Source organism: Pseudomonas sp. fls2-241-TYG-175 (assembly GCF_030209155.1).
GTDB classification, from domain to species: domain Bacteria; phylum Pseudomonadota; class Gammaproteobacteria; order Pseudomonadales; family Pseudomonadaceae; genus Aquipseudomonas; species Aquipseudomonas viridiflava.
This window is the reverse complement of record NZ_JARVSO010000002.1, coordinates 82,059-105,634: the sequence shown is the minus strand read 5'-3', so window position 1 is coordinate 105,634 and position 23,576 is coordinate 82,059. Positions and strand designations below refer to the sequence as shown.

Annotated in this window: 4 protein-coding genes; all 4 read left to right on the top strand. The window is 63.8% G+C overall.

What is annotated here, in order from left to right:
* Positions 1-344: 344 nt before the first annotated feature.
* The 4 genes from QRN20_RS02390 to QRN20_RS02375 are packed head-to-tail and all read left to right on the top strand — an operon-like array spanning position 345 to position 23,551.
* Positions 345-10,055, top strand: coding sequence for a non-ribosomal peptide synthetase (locus QRN20_RS02390; RefSeq protein ID WP_285359973.1), 9,711 nt, complete (start codon positions 345-347; stop codon positions 10,053-10,055).
* A complete protein-coding gene (locus QRN20_RS02385) occupies positions 10,052-14,164 on the top strand; it encodes a non-ribosomal peptide synthetase (RefSeq protein WP_122606383.1) in 4,113 nt (1,370 codons plus the stop codon). Before QRN20_RS02390 ends, QRN20_RS02385 begins: the two co-directional genes overlap by 4 nt.
* Complete coding sequence (locus QRN20_RS02380; protein WP_122606385.1) at positions 14,164-23,376, top strand: non-ribosomal peptide synthetase; 9,213 nt, start codon at positions 14,164-14,166, stop codon at positions 23,374-23,376. Before QRN20_RS02385 ends, QRN20_RS02380 begins: the two co-directional genes overlap by 1 nt.
* Positions 23,363-23,551, top strand: a complete 189-nt coding sequence (locus tag QRN20_RS02375) for an MbtH family protein (protein ID WP_004882868.1) — start codon at positions 23,363-23,365, stop codon at positions 23,549-23,551. The genes QRN20_RS02380 and QRN20_RS02375 overlap by 14 nt, the downstream gene beginning before the upstream one ends.
* Positions 23,552-23,576 lie beyond the last annotated feature (25 nt).

Sequence of the window (23,576 nt, the reverse complement as noted above, 5' to 3'; positions counted from 1 at the left end):
TTGACCCTCAAACGAAAGATGAGGTTTCAAGTGGTCACGCGGTATGCATTCTCCAGCTTCAGGGCTCTCGCGACCAACCTCGCCATAGACCCTTCCCGTACCTCAGCTGCTCGCGAGCCACGCTTTCACGCGTCTCCTGCAGGTCTGCCCTCATTCGCCGTTCAATCTGTGTCCACGCACGACAGCACATTGATCCCGCGGGCACGCGCTGCACCTTCCCCCTGATCGCTTGATCCGAACCTCTGAACCCATCCCGGCCTGCTCGTCGGGATCTGGCACCTGCCTGAGTGATCGGTGCACGGCTGCCTTCACATAAAAAATGTAGTCATGGACGGTGATTTCCGATGCTCGACAGATCTTCCTCGCGTGGGAAAAACCCTGCGCAGTTCGCTGCGTTGTCCGTACCAAACAGTTCCGGCGAGGAACAGTTGGCGGATGCACTGCAGTGGCTGGAATTGCCGCTGGACCGTCCTCGCCCGCGTGTGCACGATTTGCGCTACGACGTGCATGTGCTGGAGCTGGACGAGTCGCGGGTTCAGCTAGCTGCAGGGCTCGGTTCCGCTCATGGCTGCAGCCTGTTCACGGTCGTACTGGCTGCGTGGGCAGCAGTGCTGGCGCGGTTGTCTGGTCAGCATGAAATCACGCTCGGTACCCGCACGCCGGGTTGTGAGGCGATGCGGCTGCTGCGGGTGTCGTACACCAGCGCCATGACCTTCAACCAACTGCTCGATCACGTGCATGGCGAGCTCAATACGGCAGTCGAACCTCAGCCTGCGCGCGCCGGAGATCCAGCCGTTCAGGTGCTGTGTGTCGGTGATCATCACCAGGGTTTGCCTGCCGGTTTCGACCTTGCCTTGAGCCTTGTCGGAACGGGCAGTCGCATCGACGGGCAGTTGCACTACGCAACGGCGCTGTTTGACGCGTCGACGGTCCAGCGTTTTGCCGGCTACCTGCGCCGCACATTGCAGCAGGTCGTCAAGCAGCCTGACCAACCCGTCCTTTCGATCGACATGATGGGCGACACTGAACGTCAGCAACTGCTCCATGACTGGAACTCGGCGCAGCAGCCGTTCGACGAGAATGGTTATGTGCATGAATTGTTCGAAACACAGGTGCGTCTTCAACCTGACGCCGTTGCGGTGCGGTTCGGACAGCTGGCGCTGAGTTACGAACAGCTGAACCTTCAGGCCAACCGTCTGGCGCATTACTTGCGCAGCCTCGGTGTCGGCCCGGACGTTCGGGTCGGTATCTGTGTGGAGCGTTCGCCGGACATGTTGGTCGGTGTGCTGGCGGTGCTCAAGGCAGGCGGCGCCTATGTGCCGCTCGATCCCGGTTATCCGCAGGCCCGGCTGGCCCACATGCTGGCTGACAGCGCGCCATGTGTAGTGCTCACACAGAGGTCGGCAGATGCGGCCTTGCAGCGGGCGCTTGAAGGTTGCGCGGTGCTGCCAGCGTTGCTGGATATGGCTGAAACCGCGCCATGGGCCGCGCAGCCTGTAGACAACCCTGATCCTCGTGCGGTCGGCCTCACCGCTCGCCATCTGGCGTATGTGATCTACACCTCCGGGTCCACCGGCACGCCCAAGGGCGTCATGGTCGAGCACCGCGGGCTGCGTGCAGTGAGTGCTGCGTGGGGCCATCTTTATGACCTGCGTGCGCCGCTCAACCATCTGCAAATGGCGGGGTTTTCCTTCGACGTTTTCAGCGCCGACCTGATCCGGTCGCTGGGCTTCGGCGGCACCCTGGTGCTGTGCCCGCGCGAAACCCTGATGGACCCGCCCGCGCTCTATCGCCTGCTCAGTGAGGCCCGTATCGGTTTCGCCGATTTCGTACCGGCCGTGCTCAACCCGCTGCTGGCCTGGATCGAAAACAATGGTCATGACCTGTCGTTCATGCGCACGGTGGTCTGCGGCTCGGATATCTGGACGGCTCACAGCGCCCGGCAATTGCGCAGGCTGTGTGGCGATCAGGTGCAGATCGTTCAGGCCTATGGCGTCACCGAAGCCAGCATCGACAGCAGTTGTTTCGAATTCGACGCCCACAGCTCGCTTGAAGGCGTTTTACCCATCGGACGAGCACTGGCCAACACCCGGATTTATCTGCTGGACACGCTCGGGGCGCCGGTGCCAACGGGTGTCACCGGCGAATTGCATATTGGTGGCGCAGGCGTTGCGAGAGGTTATCTGAACCTGCCGCAAATGACTGCCGAGCGCTTCATCGAAAGCCCGTTCGTGGCGGGCGAGCGTCTGTATCGCAGCGGCGACCTGGCTCGTTATCGCGCCGATGGAAACATCGAGTTCATTGGCCGCAACGACACTCAGACCAAACTGCGTGGCTTGCGCCTGGAGTTGGGTGAAATCGAAGCGCGGCTGGCGCAGGTGCCGGGGATACGAGACAGTCTGGTGCTTGTGCGCGAGGACGAACGGGGCATCAAGGCGCTGGTGGCCTGGTTTTGCGCCGACGACGGCACGGTCCTGACGCCGCGCACGCTCCGTGAACAGTTGCAGATTCATCTGCCCGATTACATGGTGCCAGCCGCGTTCGTACGCCTGGCTGCCTTGCCGCTGACCCCCAACGGAAAAATCGACCGCACGGCGTTGCCCGCGCCGGATGCAGACGCCTTTGATCAACGTGACTTTCAGCCTGCCCAAGGGCCGCTGGAAACCGCGCTCGCAGTCATCTGGAGCGACGTGCTGGCGGTTGAACGCGTCGGCCGTGACGATCACTTCTTCGCCCTCGGCGGTCACTCGTTGCTGGTCATGCGGGTGCTGGCTCAGGTCCGGCAGCACCTGGGTCTGGAGGCATCACCCGCTGCGCTGTTTGCGGCACCGGTGCTGCATCAGTTTGCCGAACGCCTGGGCGCCCAGCAGAGCGCGGCGCGTCCGGTGATAACGGTCGTCGATCGAAGCGACACGCAAACGTTGTCGTCCGCCCAGCAGCGTCTGTGGTTTCTGGCACAGATGGAAGGCGGCAACGCGGCCTATCACATGCCGCTGAACCTGCGTCTGCGCGGCACCTTGCACGTCGCGGCGCTGGAACGCAGCTTCAATCGACTGGTGGCGCGCCATGAAGCGTTGCGCACCACGTTCGTGGCGGTTGAAGGCGAAGGGCGGCAGCGAGTCGCGGCGCCGGGCTCGGGCATGCCGCTGCCGGTGGTCGATCTGCGCAGTCACGCTGATGCCGAGGCGCGGCTTGTCCAATTGATGGACGAGGAGGGCGCCAAGCCGTTCGACCTGACGCGTGGGCCGTTGATGCGCGTCAGCCTGATCAGGCTGGCAGACGACGATCACGCCCTGCTGCTGACCCAGCACCACATCGTCTCGGATGGCTGGTCGGTGGGCGTGCTCACCCGCGACCTCGCGCTGCTTTACGAAGCGGCTTTGCAGGATCGCGACGCAGATTTACCACTGCTGCCTGTGCAATACGTCGATTACGCCGCATGGCAAAGGCAGTGGCTGGCCAGTGACACCATTGAAGCGCAGCGGGCCTACTGGCGCGAAACGCTCACCGGCGCCCCCGTACTGCTGGAGCTGCCGACCGATCACAAACGCCCGGCAGTCCAGGATTATCGTGGCGGGTTCGTACCGCTGACCTTCGACCGAGCGCTGACGGACCGGCTCAAGGCGTTGGGCAGGCAGCAGGGCACCACGTTGTTCATGACATTGCTTGCGGCCTGGTCGCTGGTGCTGATGCGCCTGTCCGGGCAGCGCGATGTGGTGATCGGTGTGCCTTCGGCGAACCGCAGTCAGCAGGAACTGGATGGCCTGATCGGCTTCTTCGTCAACACGCTCGCGCTGCGCATGACCCAGCCGGAAAACGCTCCAACGGCGCAATCGGTGGCGGGCTGGCTGCAACAGGCACGTCGCGTCGCCCTGGATGCGCAGGAACATCAGGAGCTGCCGTTCGATCATGTGGTGGAACTGCTCAACCCGCCGCGCAGCCTGGCGCACAGTCCGCTGTTTCAGGTGTTGTTCGCCTGGGAGCAGGATCAGGATTCGGACCTGATCCTGCCAGGTCTGGACATCAGCCCGATCCACGCTCATCAACAGGTGGCCAAGTTCGACCTGCAACTGGCGCTCAGCGAACAGGATGGACAGATCGTCGGCGGCCTCGAGTATGCGTCGGGACTGTTCGAGCCCGAGACGGTGGCGCAGTTCGGGGAATACCTGCGCCGCGTACTGACGCAGATGGCCGATGACAGCGAGCAGTCGTTATCGACCCTCGATCTGCTCGGCCCACAACAGCGGCGGCAGATGATCGATGAGTGGAACCGCACCGAACGTGACTTCCCGGCCGCCGACTGTGTGCAGCGCTTCGAAGCGATGGCCCGGTGTACACCTGACGCCGAGGCGCTGCGTGCCGACGGCCAGACGCTGACCTACGCCGAATTGAATCGCGCCGCCAACCGTCTGGCCCATTACCTGATCGACAAGGGCGTGGGTCCTGAACAGCGTGTGGGTTTGTGTCTGGAGCGTTCGCCACAGATGGTCATTGGTTTGCTGTCGATTCTCAAGACAGGCGCCGCTTACGTGCCGTTCGACCCGGCCTATCCGCCTGAGCGTCTGGCCTTCATGTTCAGCGACGCCAGCCCGAGCCTGCTGCTCACGCAGTCTTCGCTTGTCGACGCGTTGCCACTGCCCGACAGCCATCTGCCGGTCTGCTGCCTCGACGTCGACACGCAAGACTGGGCGCAGCGTTCGGACACGGATCCGCTGGTCAGCGTCAGCCCGGACAATCTGGCGTACGTGCTCTACACATCAGGTTCCACCGGGCGGCCCAAGGGCGTGGCGCATAACCGACGCGCGCTGGACAACCTGATTGCCTGGCAGCTCGACGACGCACACACGCCGCGCCGGGTACTGCAATTCGCCTCGCTGAATTTCGACGTCTCGTTTCAGGAAATCTGCAGCACGCTGTGCCAGGGTGGCAGCCTGTTGTTGATGAGCGAAGCCAGCCGCAAGGACCTGGCGTCGCTGCGCTCGACACTGGTTGCAGAGGGCGTGCAACGCGCGTTCCTGCCGTTCGCCGTGTTGCAGCAACTGGCGGGCCTGACCGAGGCCGATGCGCCGATGCCGGAGGGCGGTTGCGAAATCATCACCGCAGGCGAGGCGTTGCAAGTCAACGATGAACTGCGCGCCTTTGTTCGTGGGCTCGGCGGTACACGGCTGCACAACCAGTACGGCCCGACCGAGACCCATGTGGTCAGCCAGTTCAGCCTGGTGTGCAGCGACGCCGCACACTGGCCGGACGCGCCACCCATCGGGCGTCCCATCGCCAACACGCGGCTCTATGTGCTGGACCGCGACCTGAATCCGCAGCCGGTCGGCGTGGCGGGAGAGTTGTACATCGCCGGTGCCTGTCTGGCGCGTGGTTACCTGAACCGCCCGGACCTGACCGCCGAACGTTTTCTGCCCGATCCTTTCAGCCCGCAACCCGGTGCGCGCATGTACCGCAGTGGTGATCTGGCGCGCTTCCAGACTGACGGCAACGTGCAGTATCTGGGGCGCATCGATCAGCAGGTGAAGCTGCGCGGGTTCCGCATCGAATTGGGCGAGATCGACAGCCTGCTGCACCAGCAACCCGGTGTGCAGGAAGCGGCCGTGCTGTTGCGCGAAGATGTCCCGGACGACAAGCGTCTCGTGGCTTACGTGGTCGGCAGCGCAGCCCCTGAAACCCTGCGCAGCGCGCTGCAGCGTCATTTGCCGGAACACATGATTCCGACGGCCTGGGTCTCGCTGGCGCAACTGCCGCTGACCCGCAATGGCAAGCTGGACCGCCAGGCGTTGCCTGCGCCCGAGCGTCAATCCGCAGCCTGTTACGAGGCGCCGCGCAACGAGATCGAGCAACAGATGGCGCTGATCTGGGCCGAAGTGCTCAAGTGCGAGCGTGTAGGCATTCACGACAACTTCTTTGAGCTGGGCGGGCATTCGCTGCTGGCCACCCGGATGATCTACGCGATCAATCAGCGGATGGGCGCGCAGTTGTCCCTGAGCAGTCTGTTCAAGACCCCGGTTCTGATGGATCTGGCCGCGCAGGTACAGATCACCCGCGAAGATGACTGCCAGCCACCAGCGGCCCCGCTGCGCATCGAGCCGGATCGTGCTGCGCGTTATGAGCCTTTTCCACTCACCGATATTCAGCAGGCGTACTGGTTTGGCCGCGAAGCCTCGGTCAGCCTCGGCGGCGTCAGCGCCCACGGCTACGAAGAACTGCGCATTCCAGACCTCGACGCAGCGCGCTTCGAGCAGGCGCTCAATCGCATGATCCAGCGTCACGACATGCTGCGCGTGGTGTTTCTCAGCGACGGCACGCAGCAGGTGCTGGAAACCGTACCGACCTATCACATGCCGCGCAGTGACTTGCGCGGGCTATCCGCAGACGCTGCGCTACAGACCTTGCAAGTGACCCGCGAGCGCCAGTCGCATCAGGTGCTGGACGCCAGCCGTTGGCCGTTGTTCGAATTCAGTCTGTCGCTGCTCGATGACGGTATCAGCCATCTGCATATCAGCCTCGATGCGTTGATCGTCGATGCCGCGAGCACGCAGATTCTGGCGCGTGAGTTGATGGCGTTCTATGCCGATCCGAATCAGGTGCTGCCGGAGCCGGGCCTGACGTTCCGCGACTACGTCCTGGCTGAGCACGCACTGCGCAACGAAAGCCGCTACGCGCAGGCACTCGATTACTGGCGTGAACGGGTGGCTACGCTGGCGCCTGCGCCGGACCTGCCGCTGGTGTGTCAGCCGGACAGCATTGCCCGGCCGCACTTCACCCGTCGTGACCGCGAGCTGTCGGCTGGGCAATGGTCGCAACTCAAGGCCGTTGCCAAACAGTTTGCCGTGACCCCGTCGGTGATGCTCCTGACCGCGTTCAGCGAAGTGCTTGCGCTGTGGAGCCGCCAACCGCGCTTCACCCTGAGCCTGCCGTTGTTCAACCGCATGCCGCTGCACCCGGACGTGGATGCGATCATCGGTGACTTCACCTCGCTGGTGTTGCTGGAAGTCAGCATCGACGGCAACGCGAGTTTTACCGACAAGGCCCGCTCGGTGCAGGCGCGATTGTGGCAGGACATCGATCATTCGGCGGTCAGTGGCGTGCGCGTGTTGCGTGAGCTGTCCCAGGCCCGTGGCGTGCAGCAGACCGCGATGCCCATTGTGTTCAACAGCACGCTCTCGGAAGCTGCGCCGGAACTGGCCGAGTTCAACCTGGCCGATGCGTTGAACGCCCGGCACATGCACAGCATTACCCAGACCCCACAGGTGTGGCTCGACCATACGTTGCTGGAGCTGGAAGGGCGTTTGTTGTTCAACTGGGACAGCATCGACGAGCTGTTTCCCGACGGCCTGATCGAGCAGATGTTCGTGGCCTACAACGCATTGCTGGATGCGCTGCTCGAACCTTCTGCATGGAACGCCAGCACACCGCAACTGCTGCCGGTGGCCCGCCTGCCCGCGCCAGTCGACCTTCCGGTCGAATCGCCTCTGATGCACGAGCTGTTCGACCGGCAGGCGCTGGCGACACCCGATGCGCTGGCGGTGATCGGGGGGCAGCGGCAGTTGAGCTACCGGCGACTGCGTGCAGAAGCCCAGGCGCTGGGCGCGCGGTTGCAAGGTCTTGGCGTGGTGCCCAATCAACTGGTCGCCGTGGTCATGGAGCGCGGCTGGGAACAAGTGGTGGCAACGCTGGCGATTCACTATGCAGGCGGTGCCTACCTGCCCATCGACCCGACGCTGCCCGCCGAACGTCTTCGACACATTCTGGAGCGTGCCGAGGCGAGTCTGGCCTTGACCCAGCCTGCCTTGGCGACACGCATCGAATGGCCGTCGCAGATCAAGGTGCTGGCCGTGACCGATGCGGTTCCGGCAGAACTGACCCCGTTGCAGCCAGTCAATCGCGCAGCCACCGATCTGGCCTACGTGATCTACACCTCGGGTTCCACCGGCATGCCCAAGGGTGTCGTCATCGACCACCGCGGCGCGGTCAATACATTGCTCGACATCAACCGTCGCTATGCCGTCGGCCCGGCGGATCGGGTGCTGGCGATCTCGTCGCTGAGCTTCGATCTGTCGGTGTATGACTTCTTCGGCACGCTGGCCGCTGGTGCAGCGGTGGTGCTGCTCGATCCGCAACAGGCGCTCGATCCGGCGCACTGGATGACGCTGATTCGTGAGCATCGCATCAGCCTGTGGAACTCGGTGCCCGCGTTGTTCGGCATGCTGCTGGAATACGTGGAGAGCGAGCGCGGTGAACTGCCGGCGAGCCTGCGTGTGGCGATGCTGTCCGGCGACTGGATTCCCCTGACGCTGCCCGAACGCGCCTGGGCGCTGCAGCCGGATTTGAGTCTGAACAGCCTGGGCGGTGCAACCGAGGCCTCCATCTGGTCGATTCACTATCCGGTGCAACAGGTCGATCCGCAGTGGCGCAGCATCCCCTATGGCAAGGCGCTGGATCATCAACGCTTTTACGTGCTCGACGAGGCGTTGCAGCTTCGGCCGACCTGGGTCACCGGGCAGCTGTATATCGGCGGCATCGGTCTGGCCAAAGGCTACTGGCGTGATGAGGTGTTGAGCGCAGGCAGCTTCTTCGCCCATCCATTGACCGGCGAGCGCCTGTACCGGACCGGTGATCTTGGACGTCTGCTGCCCGACGGCAACATCGAGTTTCTGGGCCGTGAAGACACTCAGGTCAAGGTTCAGGGCTATCGCATCGAGCTGGGCGAAATCGAGGCCGTGCTCAATCGACACCCCGGCGTACAGAGCGCCGTGGTGCGGATTCTCGGTGACACGCTGGGCGAAAAACGCCTTGCCGGTTATGTGCTCAAGGACGATCCGGCATTGCAGGTCGGCGACTTTACCCAGTACCTGGCCGACAAGTTGCCCGCCTACATGGTGCCGTCGTCGTTCACCTTCGTGCAGGAATGGCCGCTGTCGTCCAATGGCAAGGTCGATAAAAAGCGCCTGCCGGAACCCGAGGAAGCACCGCTGTCAGGTCCGGTTCTACAGGTTGAGGGTGCGCAGGAAGAACGTCTGGTCGCCATCGTGCAGGACGTGCTCAAACGCTCGGCGATCAGCGCCGATGCCAACCTGCTGAGCCTGGGCGCAACCTCCATCGACATCGTGCGAATCAGCAATGCACTGTCCGGCGAACTGCATTTCCGTCCCAATGTCGCGCAATTGCTCGCGCAGCCCACGTTGCTGAATCTGCTCGCCCTGTACCGGCAGAGCGGGGCGCAGAGCACGGCGGCGAGCCACGCTGGGGAGCGAGTGGCCCAGCCTGAGCAAACAGTCGAAAAGATCATCGAAGACCCCGATCAACGAGCGCGTTTCAAGGCCGACCAGCGCGGCCGCCGTGCCTTCGACCGTGATCTGCCGGAAGTGCGGCTGCAACGGCCCGACGACAGCTTCTACACAAAGCGTTTCAGTGATTACCGCTCCGTGCGTCAGTACGCGGCGCAGCCGGTCGAGGCCTCTGCCTTTGCCGAGTTGCTGGCCAGTCTGGCGCAGGGGCAACTGGACGCTCAGGTCAAATACCAGTTCCCGTCCGCAGGCGGTTTGTACCCGATTCAGGCCTACCTTTACATCAAGCCGCAAAGGGTCAACGGCGTGCCCGGTGGCGCGTATTACTACGACCCTGTGCAGCATCGCTTGCTGGCGCTGGGCAGCGGTGTGCTGGACCCGGACACCTACGACTACTTCGTGAACCGGCCGGTGTATGAAAACGCCGCGTTCTCGCTGTTCTTCATCGCCGACATGGCCGCCATCGAGCCCCTGTACGGCGAGCGCAGCCGTGACTTCTGCCACATCGAAACCGGTGCGATGGCGCAGTTGCTGACCATGACGGCAGCCGACTACGGCCTCGGGCTTTGTGGCATGGGGTCGCTTGAGGAACACCAATTGCCTGCGTTGTTCGATCTGGGCGCGAGCCATCGGCTGATCTATTCGATGGTCGGCGGCGTGCGGGCTGTGGGTGAGCAGCGCAGGGATCACATCGAGGCGTTTGTGTCCGATCCACACGCTGAACTGCCCGACGACTACGACATGGAAGAGGTTGAAATATGAACGCCCGTCAATTGCTGGAACTGTTCGACCGCCATGCCGTTGCGCTCGAAGTGGATGGCGACAAACTACGCTGCAAGGCGCCGCGTGGTTTTCTCACGGACGAAATGCTCCAGGCACTCAAGCTTCACAAGCTGGAGCTGATCGCCCGGCTGAACGGGGCCGATCCGGCCGCGATTCCCCGACGCAGCGATGGGCAGGCCGACGTGCCCCTGTCCTTCTCCCAACGCCAGCTGTGGTTCCTCGACCAGCTTGAACCGGGCAGTGCGTTCTATAACGTGCCGACGGCCGTCACCCTGAAAGGGCCGCTTGATGTGGCGGTGCTGGAAAGGGCGCTGAACGGGCTGGTCGCACGCCATGAAATACTGCGCACCACGTTTCGCAGCATTGACGGCGAGCCGCGTCAGGTGGTGCACGCGGCCATGCCGCTGGCGCTGTCCGTGACCGATCTGCGGGATGTCGCAGAGGCCGAGCGGGAGACGATCATCAGGGCGGCCGTCGAACGCGACGCCAAATCGCCGTTCGATCTTGCTCACGGCCCATTGTTTCGCGCTTCGCTGCTGCGCCTGGCGGACGACGAATACCTGTGGCTTTACTGCGTGCATCACATCATTGCCGATGGCTGGTCCATGGGGGTCGTGCTGCATGAAGTCGCCGCGCTGTACGGCAACTTTCTGCGAGGACAGCCCTCAAGCCTGCCACCGCTTGCGGTGCAATACGCCGATTACGCCTGCTGGCAACAGCACCGTCTTGGCGGCGGGGCGCTGGAACAACAGCTCGATTTCTGGCGGCGCACGTTGCACGACGCTTCGCCATTGCTGACCCTGCCCACTGACCGGCCACGGCCCAGAGTGCAGCGCTATGCCGGGGCAACCTTCAGTTCGTCGCTGGACTCTGCGACCTTGCGCGCACTCACTTCGCTGGGCCGGGAGACCCGTGGCACGTTGTTCAATGTGCTCACGGCGGCGTTGTCGGTGCTGCTGTGGCGCTACAGCGGTCAGCAGGATATGTGCATCGGCACGCCGTTCGCCAACCGGACCCGTCCCGAGGTCGAGCCGCTGATCGGGCATTTCGTCAATACGCTGGTGATCCGCCAGCGCCTGGACCCGCAGCAGACCTTTGCCGAATTGCTGCGTGAGGTGCGCACGACGCTGCTGGACGTGCACACCCATCAGGACGTGCCGTTCGACCGGGTCGTCGAAGCGGTCAACCCGCAGCGCGATACGGCTTACTCGCCGCTGTTCCAGGTCATGCTGGTGCTGCAGAACACCCCCGGTGCTGCCGTGCAGTTGCCGGGCGTCGAGATGGCGCCGTACATCACCGGCAGCGCAACGGCCAAATTCGATCTGGCTTTCGAGTGGGTCGAGCGCGACGGCAGGCTGAACCTGCTGGTCGAATACAACACCGACCTGTTCGACGTCAGCACCATCGAGCGCCTCAGTGCTCATTACCGGCATCTGCTGGAGCAGGTTGCGCAGGATGCCAAGCAGCCGATTGCAGCCCTGCAATTGCTCACCGGGGCAGAGCGCGAGCAGACGCTGATCGAATGGAACCGTTCGGCTCCGCTGGCACAGGTTGCCGAGTGCGTACACAGCCTGGTCGAGGCTCAGGCCGCTGCGCATCCTGACACCTGTGCCGTGGTTTTCGAAGATCAGTCGCTGAGCTACGCCGAGCTCAATACCCGGGCCAACCGGCTGGCGCACTACCTGCGCGAGCAGGGCGTCGGTCCGGACGTTCGCGTGGCGGTGTGCATCGAGCGTTCGCTGGAACTGCCGGTGGCTCTGCTGGCCGTGCTCAAGGCAGGCGGTGCCTACGTGCCGCTCGACCCCGATTACCCGGTCGGTCGCCTCGGCCACATGCTCAGCGACAGCCGTCCGGCCGTGTTGCTGACCCTGGGCAACGCCCGTGCGATTCTGCGGCAGGCGCAGCAGGATGCCGGTTGGGAGGCACCGGTGCTCGACGTTCAGGCCGACGCCGGGCTCTGGGCCGAGTGCGCCACACAGAACATCGATCCGCGCAGTATCGGGCTGACCGCGGATCATCTCGCCTACGTGATCTACACCTCGGGCACCACCGGGCTGCCCAAGGGCGTCATGGTGGCGCATCGCGGCCTGAGCAATCTGCTGCTGTGGTGCCTGCAGATCTGCGGCGAATCTGGCGCGATGCTGCACAAGATTCCGTTCGGCTTCGACGCCTCGGCCTGGGAAACCTTCTGGCCGCTGGCCACGGGCGGGCGACTGGTCATTGCGCGTCCCGGCGGGCATTTCGAGCCGGGCTATCTGGCACAGGTCGTCCGTGAACAGCGGGTCACGGCCATGGTGTTCGTGCCCGCCATGCTGCAGCTGTTTCTGGACGTCGATGAAGTGACCGCGTGCGACTCGCTGACGGACGTGTTCAGCGGTGGTGGCGAACTGTCACCGGCCCTGGCCCGACGTTTTCAGGAGCGCTTGCCCAATGCCCGTCTGCACAACGTGTATGGCCCCACCGAAACCACAGTCATCAACAGCATCTGGACCCTGGAGCCCGGCGCCGAAGTGCCGGCCCGTCAGTTACCGATTGGGCGGCCCATCGCCAATAACCGCCTGCACGTGCTGGATGAGCGCGATGCGCCGGTGCCGGTCGGTGTCACCGGCCAGTTGCACATTGGCGGCGTAGGTGTTGCGCGGGGCTATCTCGGGCTGGATACGCTGACGGCCGAGCGCTTCATCGACAGCCCGTTCGTGGCCGGGGATCGGTTGTACCGCAGCGGCGATCTGGCGCGCTATCGGGCGGACGGTCAGGTGGAGTTTCTCGGCCGCAACGATTTTCAGGTCAAGTTGCGCGGCGTGCGCCTTGAGCTGAGCGAGATCGAAGCACGACTGGACATGTTCCCGACCCTGCGTGCCTGCGTGGTGCTGATGGTCGGTGACACGGCGCAGAATCAACGGCTGGTCGCGTGCTATGTGGCTGACGAACCGCTGGACGAAGCCACACTGCACGCGCATCTGGCCGTGACCCTGTCCAGCGCGGTGCTGCCCAGCGCCTACCTGTGGCTGGAAAAACTGCCGTTGACCGCCAACGGCAAGGTGGACCGCGACGCGCTGGCAGCCTTGGCCGATCAGGATCTGGCCGCGCGTCAGGTCAACCTCGGCAGCCCTCGGGACCACATTGAACTAGCGCTCTATCAGATCTGGAAGAGCCTGTTGCTGGCGCCGCAGATCGGCATTCGCGACAACTTTTTCAATGTCGGCGGCACCTCGATTGCGGCCATCAAGATGGCGTATCAGATCGGTCAGACCTTTGCCGTTGACGTGCCGGTGCGGGTGATCATGGCCCACCCGACCATCGAAGCCCTTGGCGGCTGGTTACGCACTGGTGCCGACCTTGCGGCTGCGCAAGGCAACCTGATCGAGTTTCGCCGAGGCGAGGGGCAGCGCAATGTCGTGTGCATTCACCCGGCGGGCGGGACTGCATTCTGTTACCTGTCGCTGGCCAAGGTTCTGCCGGAACACGTCGGTGTCTACGGCGTGCAGTCGCCGGGTCTGAATCCCGGAGAAAGCACCGAGCCGACTGTCGAAGCCATGGCCGAGGCCTACCTGCGCCTGATCGAACCGATGACCGACCGGCCGCTGATTCTCACCGGCTTGTCGTTCGGTGGGCTGGTGGCCTATGAAATGGCCCGACGCCTGACCGCAGCGGGGCATCGTCAGGTGACCGTGGTGCTGCTCGACACCCAGGGTTCGGACGATCCGGGTTTCCGGCAGCAGATCGGCACCGTGGACATGGCCGAGTTTCGCGACAAGCTGGTGCGCTTCAACGGCATGTATCCGGGCATCGAAGACGCGCAGGTCGAGCGCTATTTCCATCTCTACAACCATAACCGGCTCGCCATGGCGGCTTACGACTGCGCGCCGCACGCCGGCCGGATCGTGCTGATTCAGGCCCGCGAAGGCTTCAGTCGTCGGCAACTGCATGAACTGCGCGGCTTCTGGCGCCGCCGTGCAGGCGACGGCTATCTGGCCAGGCTGGTGCATGGCGGGCACTGGGACATGCTGGAAAGCGCTGAAGTGCATCGCGTCTCTGAGGTTCTGGGGCTCGAGCTGCAACGTTTCGATACGCAGGAGGCGAATTGATGGACATTTACAAGAGCGGTGCGCAAACCCCGGCGACCTTGCTGGGTCGTTTTGCCGGGCAGGTCCGCCGCCAGCCGCAGGCACTGGCGGTGATCGACCAGCAGACTCATCTGAGCTACGCACAACTGGCCAGCGCCAGTGAACGTATCGCCTGCGGGCTCAAGGCTCGCGGCGTAAAACCCGGCCAATCCCTCGCGCTGTGCATGCCGCGCAGCTGGCAGTGGCTGGCAGCGATGCTGGGTGCCCTGAAGGTTGGCGCCGTGGTGGTGCCTCTGGACGCGGCCAGCCCGCCGGCGCGTCGGGAACTGATGCTGGCTGATGCCGGGTGCGTCGGTCTGGTGACCCTGACGAATGATCTGGACTGGACGCCGTCGGTCTGGCAGGTCGGCGTCGATGTGCTGCTGGATCATCCCGATCAGGCGGTCCATCCGCTCGCCGAACATTTCGCCGAGGTGATGTTCCTGTTCTACACCTCAGGCACCACGGGCGTGCCGAAAGCGGTCGAGGTCGGCGAGCGTGGTCTGCTGCGGCTTGCCGAGCCTGAGGGTTACATCGAGATTCGTGCGACTGACCGGTTCGCCTGTCTGTCCAATCCGGCATTCGATGCGTGCAGTTTCGAGGTCTGGGCACCGCTGCTCAATGGCTGCTGCTGCGTGATCATCGCTGACGACGACCTGCACGATGCGCGACGCCTCGCCGAGGTGCTCGAAACGCAGCGGGTCGACAACCTGTTCATGACGGTTTCGCTGTTCAACACCTTGAGCGCCGATTTTCCGGCCTGCTTCGCCAGCCTGCGTCAGGTGCTGATCGGCGGCGAGCAGGTCAGCGCTGCTGCTGTGCGCGCCTGGTACCACGCCAATCCCGACAGTCAGTGCCGGATCTTCAACGCGTACGGTCCGACTGAATGCACCACCTTCGCCTTGGCGTACCCGATTGCCCGGAATTTTCAGGGCGATTCAGTGCCGATCGGCCGACCGTTGCCAGACACCGGACTGTGCATTCTGGACGCCCAACAATGCGCGGTCGAGCAGGGCGAAGCAGGCGAGCTGTACCTGAGCGGCAGCGGCGTCGCGCGTGGCTACCGCAATCGTCCGCACGACACGGCGCACAGTTTCGTGCAGCTGCGCGGCCCCGAAGGTACAGAGCGGCGCTATTACCGAACCGGCGATCAGGTGCGGCTCAACAGCGAAGGATTGATCGAGTACCTGGGCCGCATGGATCGTCAGGTCAAGATTCGCGGCTTTCGTATCGAGCCGGGCGAGGTCGAGCAGCGTCTGCTGGAGCATTCAGGTGTTGCCCAGGCCTACGTCTGCACGCGCCGACACGCCGCTGAAGACCACCAGTTGCTGGCGTTCATTGTGCCGCGACACCCGTTGGACTATCGCGAGTTCGACACGCATCTGCGTACGCAACTCGCACCGTGGATGCGCCCGCATCAGCTGTTCGTGGTTCAGCGTTTGCCGCTGACCGCCAATGGCAAGATCGACCGCGATGCACTGCTGGCCCAGCCATTGGCACCCTGGCGCGCGGCTGTCGAACAGCCGGGTCACGAAGCGCCTGTTGAGGACGCTCAGTCAGCGGCGCTGGATTGGCTGCTGAGTCAGGCCCGCACCCTGCTGTCGCAACCTGCGCTGTGCGCTCAGGACGTCTGGCTGGGCAGTGGCGGCGATTCGCTGAAAGCCATGCGCCTGCGTTCGATGATTCGCACCCGTTGGCAGCGCGACATCACCATGAGCGCGCTGCTCAGCGAGCCGTTCGCAGCTCTCGCCGAGCGCTTGAATGCCGAGCAGAACATCGCCTCCGGTTATCCCGTAGCACCCGCCATCAGCAACGACCGGCGTCAGCCTGCAACTGCCGAACAGAGCCGACTGTGGTTGCTGCAACAGCGCACGCCGGACTCGACCGCGTACAACGTGCCGATCATCCTGAACCTGGCGAACGGGGTTCGGACTCAGGCGCTGGCCGATGCTGTGGATCGCCTCGTGGCCCGGCATTCGGCGTTGCGCATGGCGTTCGAGTCCGGTCCTGACGGGCTGTATCAGGTGGTGGCCGAGCACGGCACGCCATGCAAAGTCTTTGCGCCCGGGCATTTCACGCAGGACACCTGGCGCAGCTTTGCGACGCTGGTCTTCGACACGCCGTTCGATCTGTCGATGCCGACCCTGTTTCGGGCCTGGCTGCTGCCGTTTGCCGATGGCAGCTGTCGGCTGTTGATGAACCTGCATCACATCACCACCGATGGCTGGTCAATGAACCTGCTGTTCGATGATCTGACGCAACTGTACGAAGATGCGGCGCAGGGCCGAACCACAACCGATGCAATGCCGAGTCTGACCACCCTGGAATTCGCCCAATGGCAGCGTCAGTGGCGCGTGGCCCCGCAATACCGCGATCAGCGTCGGGCGCTGGCTGAACTGCACCGTCGTCAGGACACGCCTTCATCAGCGCTTTCGCCGGTGCGTGCTGTCAGCCCGCAGGCCCGTCTGTCTCGGCAGCCGCTGGGCGAGTTGCGCAGCGCCGCACTGGATCGTTTCTGCAGCCGCCAGCGCTTTACCCGTTTCGACGTGCTGTTCAGTGTCTACGCCTGGAGCCTGTATGCCCTGACCGGTTGCGAGCGGCCAAGGATCGCCAGTCCGGTATCGAATCGGCCGCTGGCAGAGTTCGAGCACGCGCCGGGCATGTTCGCCAACACCGTGCTGATTCCCGCTGCGTTCAATCATGAGGTGACGTTGAGCGAGCAACTGCGCATTCAGACTGACCTCGTGCGCGAGGTGCTGGCGTTGCAGGATGTGGCTCTGGCGGATCTGGTTGAAGACCTGCGGCTGTCATCCGGTTCGGCCCTGTTCGATTTCATGTTCGTGCTGGAAAACACCGATTACGCCAGCCTCAACGACGGGCCGCTGCAGGCCACGCTGGAATTCAACGAAACGTTGCAGGCCAAGTGTCCGCTGACGTTGCTGGTGGTGCAGGGCGGATCGCAGCTTGAATGCTGGTGGGAGTACCAGAGCAGTCACTTCGATGCGGCACAGATCGACGCCATCAACATACTGTTCCAGCGTGGTCTGGACGCTCTGCTGGAGCGCCCGACCGCGACGCTGCATGACGTACTTGTACCGCATCGTTTCGGCCTGCCACCGGCCAGTGTCGGCGACCGCACCGAACCGCCATTCACGACCCTGGCCGACTGGTTCGAACATCAGGCGCTGTGCACACCGCAGTCCATCGCGCTGGTCGCTGACCAGCGCCATGTGAGTTACGCCGAGCTGAATACATTGGCCGATACCCTGGCTGCGCTTCTGGTCGAGCAGTACCCGGCGAACGATCAAGGCAAAGAACCACTGCAAGTGGTGCTGTATCTGGACGCCTCGGTCGAGCACATCGTCGCCTTGCTGGCTCTGGCCAAACTCAACCTGACCGCCGTACCACTCGACCCCGGCTATCCGTTGGCCGTTCAGCGTCAGGTGTTGCAACAGGCACAACCGCACTGCCTGCTGTTCAGCACCGCGACTGAAGCTGCACTGAATGAACTGGCTGTCGAGCGCTTCGTCTGCCATCGCGTTGACCTTGATGCTGCGCCGCAATCCTTGCAGCGCCCGCGACACAACGGCGAACGCCCGCTGTACACCCTGTTTACCTCGGGCTCCACCGGCACGCCAAAAGGTGTGCAGGTGCCGGACCTGACACTCTGCAACTTGCTGCAATGGCAGCGCACCCAGGGTCAGCTCCCTGCACGATCCGTCACCCTGCAATTTTCCATGCTGTCCTTCGACGTCTCGTTTCAGGAGATTTTCAGCACCCTGTGCGGCGGCGGAACCTATCACCTGATCAAACCGCGCTGGCGTCAGGATGCGCAGGCATTGCTGGATTATTTGCTCGAAGCCCGTATCGAGCGATTGTTCCTGCCCTGTGTGGCCTTGCAGCATCTGGCGCAAACCGCGGTCGGCCAGAAGGTGTACCCGCAGGCCTTGCGCGAGGTGATCACGGCGGGCGAGCAACTGCTCTGCACCGATGCACTGCGCGACTGGTTTGACGGCATGCCCCAGGCGCGCCTGTTCAATCATTACGGCCCGACCGAAACCCATGTGGTCAGCGCCTGGCGCCTGCCCGAGTCCGTTCGGGACTGGCCGTTGCGAGCACCCATCGGGCGAGCGGTGAGCAACGCGCTGTTGCTGCTGGTGGATGACTTCGACCGTCCCGTTCCTGCTGGCAATCGGGGTTATCTGCTGGTGGCCGGGCCGATGATTTCCCGCTGCTACCTCGCAGATCCTGTGCTGAATGCCACGCGTTTTGTCGAGCTGCCACGGCCCGATGGCAGCACGGCGTTGTTCTATCGCACGGGCGATCTGGCCTGCGCCGATGCCGAGGGGCGTTTGCACTATCTGGGGCGTGACGATCAACAGGTCAAAATCAGCGGTCAGCGTCTGGAACTGGGGCAGATTGAAGCGGCGCTGATGCAGCACTCTTCGGTGATCAATGCAGTCGTGATCCTTCAGGACGAGCCGCAGCGCCTCACGGCCTGTCTGCACCTGGACGGCACGCCGTCCGATCTTCAGGCGCTGGATCGTCAGGTGGCGCTGCACCTGCCCGCCCATGTACGCATCAATGAATACCGCCAGCTCGACGTCTGGCCGCGCACGCCCAGTGGCAAGATCGATCGCAAGGCATTGACCGGGCTGGGCGTGGTGCTGGAACGCTCGTTTACTGCGGCACCTGCGTCGCAGCTCAGCCCGCTGGAACATCAGTTGACCGAGCTGTTCGTGGCGGTGATCGGGCGTCCCATCGAGCCGGATCAGACGTTTTTCGAGGCCGGTGCGACCAGTCTCGGCCTGATGCGGCTGCATGCGCGCTATGCCCAGGCATTGCCGCAGGCCGTTTCGATGTCCGACCTGTTCGAACACGTCACCGTGCGGCGTCTGGCGCACCATCTGGGCAGTTCGTCATCAGCGCCGGTCAGGCGCGAGCAGGGCGTCGATGCTGTCGATACCCGTGAACAGCCCATGGCAATCATCGGCATGACCGTCAACGTGGCCGGTGCGAAGAATCTGGCCGAATTCTGGACGATGATTCAGGGCAATCAGGTGGGCATCGAGCAGTTTGCCGCCGCCGAGGGGCAGGTGGGCGCTCGCAGTCAGCTGGCGGGTCTGTTGGATTTCGACCCTGAGTATTTCGGCATCAGCCGTCAGGAAGCCCGGCTGATGGACCCGCAGCAGCGGCACTTGCTGATGGCCTGTGTGCAGGCGTTACAGCACGCGGGGATGGTCCCGAAAGCCGACGGTCCGCGCATCGGGCTGATCGCCAGTTGTGGCGAGACCACGTACTTCCAGCAGATGCTGCGCGAGAGCGCCGACGGCGATCTGCCGGACGGCTTTCAGATGGCGTTGCATCACGACAAGGATTTTCTGGCCACCAAGGTCGCTTATCACCTGGACCTTACCGGTCCGGCCATGAGTGTTCAGGCCGCGTGCGGCAGTTCGCTGATCGCGGTCCATCTGGCCAGTGCCATGCTGCGTCAGGGCGACAGCGACGTGATGCTGGCCGCTGGCGTGCTGGTCGATCCGACGCTGACCGATGGCTATCGCCACCGTTCCCAGCACATCTTTTCCCGCGATGGCCTGTGTCGGCCGTTCAGCGAGGACGCCAGCGGCACCATTGGCGCCAGTGGTTATGGCGTCGTGGTGCTCAAACCGCTGGCACGCGCCAGGGCTGACGGCGACCGGATCTACGCAGTAGTCGAGGCCACGGCGCTGAACAACGACGGTCGCAGCAAGATGAGCTACACCGCGCCTTCTGTGGCGGGGCAGACGGCGGTCATCCGTGATGCCATGCGCAAGGCAGGCGTGGGCGGAACCGACATGGGCTACATCGAAGCCCATGGCACCGGTACCTTGCTGGGTGATCCGGTGGAAGTCGCGGCGTTGAGCAAGGCGTTTGGCCCTGCACCGGCTGCCAGTTGTGCGCTGGCCTCGGTGAAAAGCCAGATCGGTCACCTGGGCGCAGCGGCAGGCGTGGTCGGGCTGATCCGTGCAGCGCTTGCGGTCTTTCACGGCGTGATTCCCCCCAACCTCGGCTTTTCCCGGATCAACCCGCAGATCGACCTGGAACACTCGCCGTTCTACATCCCGACCACGTCGCGGCCATGGCCGGAAGGGCGTCGACGGCTGGCCGGGGTCAGCAGTTTCGGCATTGGCGGCACCAACGCCCACGTCATTATCGGCGCCGCGCCACAGGCCGAAATCGTCCCGCAGGACGACGTGCCGTGTCTGCTGCTGTCGGCGCACAGTCGTTCGGCGCTGGAACGGGACATGGCGGTCATCGAAACCTGGCTCAACACCTTTCCCGAACAGCGGACCGCCGTGCTGCGGCATGTGCAAACCGGGCGCCGCGCCTTGCGCTGGCGCTTCGCGATGATCTGTCCACCGAATGAAACGGTGTGCCTGCAGCCGTCGTTGATCAGGGACGTCGTGCCATCGGAGGCCCGCGTGACGGCCAGCGAGCTGTCGCCGCACGCTTTGCTCGACGCCTGGTATGGCGGGGCGACGATGGACTGGCCGACACGTTCAGCGCCACCGCCGTGGGACCTGCCGCCGTCGGCCTTCGATCTGCAGACCTATCGGTTTCAGGCATCGTCTGCTCTTGAAAAAGTTACTGAGCGACAGCCCGTGGCCGACTGGTTTTATCAACGGCAATGGCAGCGGGTGCGGCGCTTGAGTTCACGCCCGCCGGCTCAACCTCGGGAATTGCTGGTGGTGTGCAACCACGAGGCCCTCGACGAAACACTGCGCAGTTGCCTTAAAGATGTCTATCGGCGAGTGGTCGAAGTCACGGCGGGCAATGGCTTTCAGCGACTCGCCACCGACCGCTTTGTGCTGGATCCGCTGGACACCCCGGCGCTCACGCGCCTGCTCGACATTCTGGCCGGAGCGGACGGGGATCAGTCGGCACCGCTTGAGCTGGACTGGCTGCACGCCTTGCCGTTGTCGGTCACCGGCAGGGTCAATGAGCAAAGCCTGGCCGCTGCACAGTGGGCGTGTCTGGACACCGTCAGTGCGCTGTTGCAGGGCTGGGGCCAGACGCCTCGTACTCCCGCGCTGAGGTTGTGGCTGGTGTCATGGCAAGCCTGCCCGGTGTACGGCGAGGTTAAACGTCCCGAGCTGGCAGCCTTGGCCGGGATCACCGAAGTGGTGCCGCAGGAATACCCGGTGCGTTGCCACTGGCTGGACCTGAACAGCGCGCAACTGGCCGCTCGACCCGAAGCACTCACCGCGCTGCTGGCGGATCCTGCTGCGGCACCGAGACGCATGGCCATCCGCGACCATTACCTGTGGCAACCGCATCTGCAGGCCAGCCCGGTCATGGCGTCAACCGTCGATCCCTGCCTGCTGCCGCCGGATGGCGTGTTTCTGGTGATCGGCGGCAGCGGTGGCATCGGCCGTACCTTGTGCGAGCACCTGTTACGAAACAATGGCCAGCGGCGGGTGGTGCTGCTGTCGCGTCACGGAGAGTGCCCTGAAGCGTTGCAGGCTTACCGCTCGCGTATCGATCCGGTTCAGGCCGATATCGCCGACCGGACGGACTGGCCTCAGGTGCTAGAGCAACTCGAACGACGTTATGGCCACTTTGATGGGGTGATTCACGCTGCAGGCGTCGGTGCTGGCAGCCTGATTCGTCATCGCGACGCCAGAACGCTGTCTGAAGCCATGGCCGCCAAGACCCTCGGCATGCTGGCGGTCGAAGAGCTGATCCAGCAGATGACGCCGAAGTTCGTGCTGTATTGCTCCTCGATGGCTGCGCTGTTCGGCGGTGCCGGTCATCTGGACTACGCTGCCGCCAGCGGCACTCTGGACGGCTTCACCCATTACCACCCGAACGCCGCCAGCGATTGTGTAAGGCTCGGCATCAACTGGGACATCTGGCGTGACATCGGCATGGCCACGGGCGCTGGAGCAGGAGATGCCGTGCATCAGCGGCACCTGGCGGTGGGCATGTCGGCGCAGGAGGGCTGTCAGGTGTTCGATATGGCGCTCAGCGCTCAACTGCCGCAACTGCTGATCTCGACGACGTCCATCGAGACGGCGCGACAGTTCTATCCGGTTCGACATGGCGCGGGATCGGTAGCGGCGCAACCTGTTGCTCAGGTATCTGCTTCGACGGCGCCGGGTAAAGAAGAGCAGGGCGCAGACCTTCGGACTCGTCTGCATGACTGCCTGTGCAAATGGCTCGGCGTGACAGAACTGGACGAGGACGACTCGCTCTACGAACTGGGCGCCGATTCACTGACCTTGCTGGACCTGATCGACGAGCTGCAGGCGGCGACGGGTGTGGTGGTCGAGCTGTCCCGGTTCAGTCACAAGGTCAGCCTGCGCGAGGTGCTTGCACTGGTGCAGACCGACAGCCCCGACGCCATTGAAGCCGCCGAGGATGCCTGGGCTGACGCCGTCCGCATCGATGAGTGGAACCCGGGTGCAGGCCGCGACTGGCTGTACCTGATTCACCCGGTGGGCGGGGATGTTCAGGCGTATCGGGAACTGGTCTCGGCGCTGCATCCTGATCTGGGCGTGCGAGTGATCGCCGATCCGGCGCTGCGCTTGCCCGAACTGCCAGCCATCAGTCTGGTTGAGCGTGCACAGCGGTATGTGCGGGCTGTGCAGAACTGTCACCCTGACGGCACACACTGGCGTCTGGCTGGTTGGTCGTTCGGCGCCTGGGTTGCGCAGGCGATGTGCAGCCTTGCGCAGACTTCGGATTTGTCGCAGCCGACGCTGTACCTGATCGACCCACCCGCACCGGACGCCGGAGCCGAGCTGGCGCAGATCGACGAGCAGCACATTCGAGAGGTCTTCCAGCGCGAGTTTTCCGCGCGTCGGCCCGGCGACATGGCCTCTGAGGACACGCCGCGCTACCTGCAACGCCTGATCGTCTGCTGCCAGAACAACATGGCAAGCATGGCGGATCATCGTCCCGTGCAACTGCCTGCGACGGCGACGCGCCTGTTCATTGCCACGCAGCCCAATCCCTACGGCATGGGCAGCAAGTGGCAACCGTCAGCGCTCAAGACCGCGTGGCAGGCCCTGGTGCCGAACATGCTGAGCTGGCAGCCGCTGGACACTGACCATTACGGCATCGTCGCCAGCCCGTCGGTGCAGACCATCGCCAAGATTATCAATAACGACCTGATCGAGCACAGGCACGGAGAGCGACATGAACGAACCTGACTCGCAGTTCGAAGTGGTCACCAATGATGAAGGCCAGTATTCCATCTGGCCAGCGGGCAAGCCGATGGCTGTTGGCTGGAGCAAGGCTGGCGTATGTGGCGAGCGGCAAACCTGTCTGGACTACATCGCCGAGCACTGGACCGACATGCGTCCGCGCTCGCTGCGCGAAGGGTGACCGGTCGCATTGATCGGACCGGCAA